Genomic DNA, 7,316 nt, shown 5'->3' with positions numbered 1-7,316 from the left:
GTTAGAAAGTAAGGAAGATAAAATTAGTTGAAGATAAATTTAGTTATACAGTGACAGTGATAAATTATTTATCTGATATTAAATGACAAAAAGAGTCAGACAAAAATATAGAACCAGTTCGTTAAGAAGTGATTTTTTGGTTTAATTAATTATTTATTTTTAAAATACTATTAGATATTAATTTTAGGAAAAATAAAATTAAAAGAAAAAAAGTGAGGTAGGTGTTAAATATGATAAAAAAATTTATTTAAACCAAAATTTAATTTCACAAGAAATAAAAAATAAAACGCATATTTTAATAAACAAACAAAAAGATTGTGTTGTTTTAGATAAAAATTGTTTAGGTTTATCAAATTATAAAAATTATTTTTGTTTAAAAATTGATGAAAATAAAAATTATGCGCTTCATAGTACTATCAATAATAAAAATGGTAATATTGTGGGAAAAAATTTAATTTTATCTTTTGAAAAATTAAAACAAGAAAACAAAAAACAGTTTAATTCGCAAAACAACATTGATGCTAATAATGATTTACTAAATAAATATGATAATCATTATAAAAATAATAAAATACAACAACAAAAATTAACATCAGAAGAATTAAAACAATTACTAGAAGATTTAGAAAATATTGATAACCCCAATTATTGAGATAATGTTTTTTATTTAGGATACAACAAATATGAAAAAATTACTTAGTTTTTTAGCAATATTTTCGTTATCGTGTACAAACACAGTGAATTTGATTAGTTGTGGTAATATTGCAAATAACAAACCACACTTACCACCAGCAAAACCAAAAGAACCAATAGTCAAAGATGTTTTTTACTATGAAAAATTAAAAGAAGAAATTACAGCAGAAATCAAAGAATATGATGAAGTAATTAAAGAAATTGAAAATAGTAAAAATGATTATGAAAACGAAACAGATTATCATACAGAATTAAACCAATCACAAGCAGAAAAATTTATTAAAATTTCAATAATTTGTTGACAATAAAATTAAACATGGTATCTTTAAATTAAGTATGTGGATTATTTATTCCGTAATTTCTTAAAATATATTAAATACCCTTAAATAATTTATACAATCAAAAAAAATGAATTAAGTCTTGCAAAAGTAACTACTCTTGAAGAAACAAATAAGTTCTTAAAATAATTTCTGCCTAAATTCAATAAACACTTTGCTCTTCCCATTGATTATAACAATTCTGCTTTCGTTGATGCACCAGAAAGTGACAAAATTAATTTACTTTTATCAATAACTTCAACAAGAAGAACAGATAATAGATCATCAATTAGTTATGCAAATAAAAAGTACTTAGCTTATGATAATAAAAAAATAAAAGTTTTTAATTCAAAAACAAATGTTATAATAATTAATGCATTTGATAAAACATTGTATCTTAAGTATAAAAACAAAATTTATAATCTATTAGAATATATTCCAACAGTTAAAAATACAGAAAAAACATTACCAAAATCTAAAGCTCATAAACCCAAATCAAATCATCCATGAACTGAAAGATATAGTATGAAACAATTATCAATTAAATAAATTTGCGAAATTTTAGCTAGATATTGACATAATTATTTAAATTAAGCATTTATAAAGTTTTGAATAACAAGCACATACTTTATTCCAACTTATTCCAACCAGAAGCATCCGAACCCTTTTTTTCATCTTAATTTTATAGTATAATAAATAGGTAAAAAAGTATGGGGGCTTTAATAATGGAGAATAATAAAAAAGTAATTGATTACTGAGATGATTATGACCCAAATGATTTTGATCCAGCAAAACGACCAACTTCAATTATGCAAGATAAAACAACATTAAGTGATAATAATCAAAATTATGCTAATAAAATTACTAGATTAACGAATGATTTTGAAACATATTCATACTATAATGACAAGTTTAATGTTAAACAAAATAATGTTCAAAATGATGTTTTTGACCATAATGATAATTATGATGAATTAGATTATTCTGATTTTCAACCAATCGAAGGGGCAGAAATTGACCAGGCAACAGAATTAAATGATTTAGATGAGTTAAATTTAAATAATAAGAATCATTTTGTTCCATTTAATGAAAATGATATGGTTGCTCCAGCACTTGATGTTAATCAAATTTATGATCGTTGACAAAAATCAAAAGCTAATTTAATTACGCGTAAATTAGATGTACTGCGGAACCGAGTTCAAGAACCTCGCATTGAAGGACGTCGAAAATATAGTTTTTATGCTCCTAAATCATTAGAAGAATTATTAAATAAACCAGCCCAAGTTGTTTTAGATGCAACTCCTTGTGTTGGTGGTGATGAGGTTTATCCTGACCAAAAATATTTTAATAATCCAGCGTTACTTTCAAAAGTGCAGAGTAAAAATAATGATAATTTATCATTATCTGACAGCAATGATGAAATAGCATTAATTTCAGATGAACCTTTAGACAATGAACCGTTAACAATGAACAACATCTTAAAAAATGCAAAAATAAATCTTGATGCAAGTAAGAAAGAAGCAATCTTTATTAATGATGAAGATGTACTAGATCCCGATAATTTAAATTATGAACAACGTTTACGTTTATTAAAATTAGCAGCTGACCCCAATAATGAAGAACGAAAAAAATTGTTACAAATAAAATTAAATAATGGTAGTTTACGTTCCTTATCCGCAATTGTTAAAGAACGATTACAAAAAGTTCAAACTGGAGAAATTGAATTAGTTGAGGAAACATCCCTTACGAAAGATCACAATTAGAACCAATTACAATAAAAGGAAAAGAAAAAATATTTTTTAGTACAATAACCTATTAATGTTAACACTTTCAAGTTATAATATGAGAAGTATCAGTTTATTTTATTATTTATATATAGTAGAGGATGATTACGATGATATTAGGAAATAGTGAAATAGCCTTTATTTTAATTGGATTTTTTATTGCAATTAATATTATTATATTATTTTTTTTAATTATGTCTTACCGAAATATTTTAGTCCCAATTCCAAATTTAAATAATGATCCAAGTCAATCAATGATTTCATTAGAAGTTATTGATCGCTATTTAACGAAAAAGAAAATTACTGGGTTAAAAGTTGTTCGTAAACTAGGCCAAGTGTTAATTACACATTCTTATAAAAAGAAAACATTTTATATTAATGATTTACAATTATTTAATCAGTCCTATTTTTTATCAGGAATGGGATTAGATTATGTTTTAGGACGAACATTTTTTGTCACCCAACTATATTTAAAAAATAAACATGTTCAAACAATGCATTTCTTATTGTATTTAGCTCCACCATTATTACTACTTTTCTTTCTTATTGTTTCATTATTTACAATTATTTTTATTGCCATACTAAAAACTAACCCCGCCTTGTTAGACCATAATAATTTCTTTTATTTTATTAATCGTTATGGAGCCTTAAACTTATTATTAATTTTTATTATTGCAACATATTTAATTTTATTAAGCTTTAATGGCCATTTTAAACAAAATTTAGAAAATTGATATGAAACAGAAATGCGACCATTTGTTAAAAAAGAATTCCCGGAATTATATGATGATTGAATTATTGCCCGTAGTTATTCGCGAAGTATTCAGTTTACATATATTTTTGGTTATAATTTTATTTTTAAAAAGATTTATAAGTATACCGGACCCTTTGGCCTTTAACAGAGTAGGGGAGAGAAAGAATGAAAGTTATTTTTCATATTGATATGAATAGTTTTTTTGCTAGTTGTCATCAAGTTGCTAATCCCCACTTACAAGGAAAACCACTCGTTGTTGCCAATTCATCACGTCGAGCAGTTGTAACAACAGCAAATTATGAAGCACGGCAATTAGGTATTAATAGTTCAATGCCTTTATATAAAGCAAAAGAAATTTGTCATCATCTTGAAATTGTTAAGCAAGATTTTGACTTATATGTTGATTTTGCTCAAAAATTATTTGATTTTAATTGATAAATGTTATATTGATGTAACTGATATTTATTTAAAATATGGTTCGGCAATGCGATTAGCGCTTGATATGCAACAAAATGTTTTTCAACAAATTGGATTACCAAATAGTATTGGTATTTCATATAATAAATCATTAGCAAAAATTGCTAGCGATATGAAAAAACCATTAGAAGAAATAAAATACTTATTACATAGTCAAACAAAATATATTCAATCAGATCAGCGTATTTTAGATGAAACAAAATTAAAAGAAAAGGAGAAGTAAATAGTATTATTCTCTCCTTTTCTTTTTATTATTTTTTTCTTTTACGATTGCTTTAACAACAGCTTTTTCAATTAAAGCTTCAATTTCTGTCGCAGTTAAGATAATCGTTGGTTCAAGTGGTTTATTTTTTTCCTTAGTAGTAACTTTATTAGTAACGTTTTGTTTTCTTGTTTGTGTTGAATTAGGTTTACTATTGGTTGACTTTTTTTGTTTCGATGCGTTTAAAGCGGTTTTTTTTACCTGGTTGGTTTGCATTTCAACATTTAATTGATCTAAGTCATTATTATCAAAATTAATAATTGTTTCATGTGGTTCTGCTTCATATGGATTTTTAATGCGTTCAATGCCACGATTAACTCGATAAGCATGATCAATTATTTCTTGTAACCTAGGATATTTTTTGCTAACACGAGTAGGGAAAGAAGATAAATCATTATTATCTTCTTTTCCTACTCCTTGGTGGCCAGTAACTGCAGAACGTAAGCGTGCCATTTTTGCTTTAATATCATTTTCATCAACACCAATAGTCTTTTCATTTTCATTTTCAATTCCTAATTTGTGTTTAATGTTTTCATTATTTTTTTTAGCATTTGTTAATATATATTGAATTGTTCCCTTTTCAACTACTGCCGGTTTAACAGGTGTGCTACTAGTCGTAGTTGGATTTAGCATTCGACTCATTTTTTCTTTAATTTTATTTTCAGTTGCTCTTGAAATAGCTTTATTACTATTTTCTGGACACTCATGAATTTTTAAATGAATTGGACAAAATGTTGGTACTCCCATTATAACTCCCCGCTTCTTTTTAATATCCTTGTATAATTATAACTTAAATTGGCATAAATGTGTATTAGAATAAATTTAATCCTTTTTTATGTAATAGAATAATATTATTATGAATTTATAGTATAATGATAAAAAATAAATTAGAAAGTGGCTGTAACTAATGAACATTTTTATTTTTCATCGTGATTTTAGAATTGAAGATAATCTTGGTCTTGCGCAGTTGGCTAATGAGGAAAACAAAATTTATTTATTATTTATTTTTACAAAAGAGCAAATAAAAGGAAATAATTATTTTTCATTCCGTAGTTTTCAAGCAATGGTCCATTGTTTAAAACAGTTAACTAAAAAAGTTCATGTTAATTTTTTAAAAAGTGAAAATGAACAAACTGGAATTAAATTTTTGTTAGAACAGGGTTATAAAATTAATAAGATATATACTAACCGCGATTATACACCATTTGCTCTTAACCGGAGTAAAGCAATGCGCCAATTATCAAAAGAATATAATTTTATTTATCGTGAATTTGAAGATTATGTATTACTAGAACCGTGAACAATAAAAACTACTCAAAATGGATATTACACTGTTTTTACACCATTTTGAAATAAATTAAAAGAACATTTTAACGATAATCATATTATTACTTATAAGGTTAACCCCTTTTTGCCCCAACATTTAAAAGATCTTGAGATTTTACAAGACATTACAAATGTTAAATCTAGTGATTTTAATTTACCATTAGAATTTGAAAAAGTTAAAACAGCAATGTTTCAGTTAAATCAAAACTATCAACAAACTCGTGATTTGGTTGATTTAGAAAATGGGACAGCAAAAATTAGTACTGCTTTAAAATTTGGTGTTGTTTCAATTCGCCAATGTTACCTTTGAAGTATTGAAAAATTTGGTACTTTTGATAACTCTTTTGCACGACAATTGGCATGACGAGATTTTTATTATCAAGTAACTTATAATGCTCAATTACATCAACAATGATGTTTTAGTGAAAATTGAAATAAAAAAATAACAATTAACTGAACAAATAATCTAGAATGATTTCAAAAATGACAAAATGGTGAAACTGGGTATGATTTTATTGATGCCGGAATGAAAGAATTAAAAGAAACAGGTTTATTGCATAATCGAGCAAGAATGGTTTGTGCTTCTTTTTTAGTTAAAAATTTACAAATTGATTGACATAAAGGTGAACAATATTTTGCTCAACAGTTAATTGATTATGATCCTATTATAAATCAATGTTCATGACAATGAGTAGCAGGGGCGGGGTTTGATGCCCAACCATTTTTTCGAATTTTTAATCCTGAGTTACAACAAAAAAAATATGATCCAACATCAAGTTATTGTAATAAATTTTTAAAAAACCGCCCCACAATTAATAAAATTGTTGATTATAAAATATCAGTTAAAAAAGCGTTAGAGATTTATAAAGAATGTATAAAAAAGACTGTATAAATTATTTAAGGGTATTTAATATATTTTAAGAAATTATGGAATAAATAATCCACATACTTAATTTAAAGATACCATGTTTAATTTTATTGTCAACAAATTTTTATATTTTTTTAAATTTAATCACAACAAAAAATGCATTTTTATTAAAATTATTTAACTTAAAAATAAAATTAATAAAGATATAAGTTTTGTTGTTCAGTTTTATTAAAATTATTATATAAAATACTATTATTTTCTGGTGGTTTTTCTGATTGTTTAAAATCCTTAATATTATTTCTTAATTTTAGCATACTAGTATTCAATTTATTTCTAACAGTTTTTTCGCTATAAATTCCTTTTTTAGAAAATATCCCCTTACCATAATGGGAAACATCACCCTCCATATGACACCCAATATTATTTCATAATGTTTGATTTTTAATACCCTCTTCGTTATTTTTAATTAAGTTAATTGTTTTAATAAAATATTCTTTTTTTGAATCGGGAATAAATGGCTYGCTYTCTTTTAAACACTGTAATAATTCCTCATATTTTCCGTTATAAAAATAATAAATAGCATTATCAAATATTTTTTTAATTTCTGCGTTTTTGCTTTGAAAAGGAAATAACTTTTCAAACCTACTTTTAAGATGAAATTTGTCTATTGTATAATGAACTTTGTTATTAGGAAAACGATTTGCAATAACTTTTTTAACCCCTTTAATTCAATCTGCTCCATCACCTAAAATCATAATTTCGGTATCATCTTGAATATTATAATTACTTATTATCAAAAGTATTAATTTAACAACAAAACGGGTTAATTTTGTTT

General features: G+C 25.0%; 9 protein-coding genes and 1 pseudogene. 8 read left to right on the top strand and 2 right to left on the bottom strand.

Going from position 1 to position 7,316, the window contains the following annotated elements; genetic code table 4:
• Positions 1-439 precede the first annotated feature (439 nt).
• The 7 genes and pseudogenes from C6B38_RS07470 to C6B38_RS12010 all read left to right on the top strand — a co-directional run bounded on the left by C6B38_RS07470 (position 440) and on the right by C6B38_RS12010 (position 4,248).
• Complete coding sequence (locus C6B38_RS07470; protein ID WP_105299163.1) at positions 440-700, top strand: hypothetical protein; 261 nt, start codon at positions 440-442, stop codon at positions 698-700.
• Positions 684-1,001 (top strand): hypothetical protein, encoded by a 318-nt coding sequence (locus C6B38_RS07465; RefSeq protein WP_105299162.1) that lies wholly within the window; start codon positions 684-686, stop codon positions 999-1,001. Before C6B38_RS07470 ends, C6B38_RS07465 begins: the two co-directional genes overlap by 17 nt.
• A gap of 96 nt (positions 1,002-1,097) precedes the next feature.
• Positions 1,098-1,559, top strand: a pseudogene (locus C6B38_RS12430) (ISNCY family transposase); the annotation flags it as partial.
• A gap of 176 nt (positions 1,560-1,735) precedes the next feature.
• Positions 1,736-2,773 (top strand): hypothetical protein, encoded by a 1,038-nt coding sequence (locus C6B38_RS07460; RefSeq protein ID WP_105299164.1) that lies wholly within the window; start codon positions 1,736-1,738, stop codon positions 2,771-2,773.
• Positions 2,774-2,904: 131 nt separating this feature from the next.
• Positions 2,905-3,693 carry a hypothetical protein gene (locus tag C6B38_RS07455; protein ID WP_105299161.1) on the top strand — a complete coding sequence of 263 codons (789 nt, stop codon included), beginning with the start codon at positions 2,905-2,907 and terminating at the stop codon, positions 3,691-3,693.
• Positions 3,694-3,713: 20 nt separating this feature from the next.
• Positions 3,714-3,986 (top strand): DNA polymerase Y family protein, encoded by a 273-nt coding sequence (locus tag C6B38_RS12015; RefSeq protein ID WP_105299160.1) that lies wholly within the window; start codon positions 3,714-3,716, stop codon positions 3,984-3,986.
• The gene (locus C6B38_RS12010) at positions 3,970-4,248 is read left to right on the top strand and encodes a Y-family DNA polymerase (protein WP_255401138.1); all 279 of its coding nucleotides are present in this window, start codon (positions 3,970-3,972) and stop codon (positions 4,246-4,248) included. Before C6B38_RS12015 ends, C6B38_RS12010 begins: the two co-directional genes overlap by 17 nt.
• Before the next feature lie 6 nt (positions 4,249-4,254).
• Here the strand turns inward: C6B38_RS12010 and C6B38_RS07440 are convergent, their stop codons facing one another.
• Positions 4,255-5,034: a hypothetical protein gene (locus tag C6B38_RS07440; RefSeq protein WP_105299159.1), complete on the bottom strand. Its 780-nt coding sequence runs from the start codon at positions 5,032-5,034 to the stop codon at positions 4,255-4,257.
• Positions 5,035-5,194: 160 nt separating this feature from the next.
• Between C6B38_RS07440 and C6B38_RS07435 the strand changes: the two genes are divergently transcribed.
• The gene (locus tag C6B38_RS07435; RefSeq protein ID WP_105299158.1) at positions 5,195-6,505 is read left to right on the top strand and encodes a cryptochrome/photolyase family protein; all 1,311 of its coding nucleotides are present in this window, start codon (positions 5,195-5,197) and stop codon (positions 6,503-6,505) included.
• Positions 6,506-6,675: 170 nt separating this feature from the next.
• Here the strand turns inward: C6B38_RS07435 and C6B38_RS07430 are convergent.
• On the bottom strand, positions 6,676-7,316 hold a 641-nt coding region (locus C6B38_RS07430; protein ID WP_233485659.1), incomplete at its 5' end, for a UPF0236 family transposase-like protein.

Origin of the sequence: Spiroplasma sp. ChiS (assembly GCF_002968355.1) — a bacterium.
GTDB lineage: Bacteria > Bacillota_I > Bacilli_A > Mycoplasmatales > Mycoplasmataceae > Spiroplasma > Spiroplasma citri.
The sequence above is the reverse complement of the archived record's forward strand: the minus strand, read 5'-3'. Positions and strand labels throughout refer to the sequence as shown.